Source organism: Chryseolinea sp. T2 (assembly GCF_037203685.1).
In the GTDB taxonomy this organism is placed as follows: domain Bacteria; phylum Bacteroidota; class Bacteroidia; order Cytophagales; family Cyclobacteriaceae; genus Chryseolinea.
Map to the genome: position 1 here is coordinate 1 of NZ_JBBCAU010000030.1, position 1,751 is coordinate 1,751.

Sequence of the window (1,751 nt, forward strand, 5' to 3'; positions counted from 1 at the left end):
GGTGGGTCAAATGATTACCGGAATCCCTGGGTCAAACCATTACCGGAATGGTGGGTCAAACATTACCGGAATATTCATATAAACAACAAACTGAAATGGCGCATATGTGATGTTGTATGCAGTTGCTAGTAAACGCTCCAATATTTCAAGTCAACAATTTCCCACCTTTTTGTCCCCTTTATGAACTCGATTATTCCGCTATGTCCGCAGAGCCCAATCGAACCACAATGCCAGTCGTAAAAGATGAGTCCTTTGTCCTTCTTTTCGTTTAATACTATTTTTGAGAGCCTCAGTCGACCGAACGAGCAAGTCGAGTCGATTTTCCAATTTTCAATGTTATCAATCTTTGCGGTACAGAGCCCAAAGTCCGCAGGTGAATATTGCTCTTGCAAACCGTTTAAACTGTCCACGGCCCCCTGAGGGTTGTCCGTGTATTTTGTGATTAAATTCTTGAATTCAATGTCTTGTTCAAATTTAGCGCTGTCGTAGTAAAATTCCGGTTGGGCTAATGTGTCTAAGTATAGTGTGCAGAACTTTAAGGGATTATTGAATATGTCATTGTGGGCTTTGATAAATTCAATATCTATTCGTGCCGTGTCGACCTCTTCCTGGTCATAATAGTATTTCTCACGGATCTCTTCTTCCTTGCCCCCAAGGTATCTACCATCCATGCGATTCTCAACAAGCTCGGTCAAGATGTTGTTATAAATAACGAGTTCTTCATTGTCGGAGCTGAACTCGCATACTTTCTTGTCGGGATCACAAGAAATTAAAATCGGAAATACTAAGAGCGTCTGAAGACTTTTCATTTACTAACAATTGCATACAACGCTGGTATATGCCGCGTTGGCGTTTTCCTTTAAAGATTATTTACAAACGCCAATGCGGCATATACAATGTTGGCGGCTGGGCTTTTAACGCTTCCATTTCGGTAATGACTATCTCTTAATTTCTACAGGCTCATGTCCTGCCTTTTGGTTAATTTTTTTCTTTCATTTCAAGAATAACAAGAAATGACCGAGCTACAAGAAGTCCAACTAAATAGCAGAGAAGGATATGTGCAACAAAATCTCTTTTAAAAGGCAGAAGAAATATCATTAGTGTTGCAATATTGCCTCCAATGAGGTAAAACAAGAAAACTATCCCCACATAGAAACTAATTCTTTTGAACGTGAATTCCTTGATTATTTTCTTTCTATTTATAACAAACAGGTCAATTACTAATGAAATGAAAAATACGAGAAAGGAAATGTAACAAGTCTTTACGTAGGATTTTGAAAAAGCATAGCCCCATATCTTGTAATAGACTACTAAGACAATTCCTACAGTTAATAAATAACTTATTAATGTAAAAAGTTTTGACTTCATACTTCGGTGTCAAAGAATTTCAGTCTTGATTCGTTCTCAGGCGTTCGAAATTTAGCCGTCCACTTTTTGTATTTTCTTCATTCTAAGTGTCCCAAATTCCAGCCGCTTATTTTCAAACTCAAACTTTTGAGAGTCTTAATGAATGCGTGTTCCTTGGCTAATGCTAGCAGCTTGTCGATCGATGGTAATAGCAACTTCCAATTGCCCCCACTTGTACTGCCTCTTTGGCGGTATTGATAGCCCAGAGTCTGTAACGTCTATGAGTCCACCATACCTTTAGTGAATCTATCCAAAAGCCTTGCCGCCAACAAAAGTGTACGCGACGTTACTTTTGCTTCAAGCTTTAGTAAGCGTAGTCAATATATTAAAAGTAATGTTGCGCA

The 1,751-nt window shown here is 38.7% G+C and carries 1 protein-coding gene; it reads right to left on the reverse strand.

The window, feature by feature from the left end; all coding sequences use genetic code 11:
- Nucleotides 1-125: 125 nt before the first annotated feature.
- Nucleotides 126-809 (reverse strand): hypothetical protein, encoded by a 684-nt coding sequence (locus tag WBG78_RS30695; protein WP_337330369.1) that lies wholly within the window; start codon nucleotides 807-809, stop codon nucleotides 126-128.
- Nucleotides 810-1,751 lie beyond the last annotated feature (942 nt).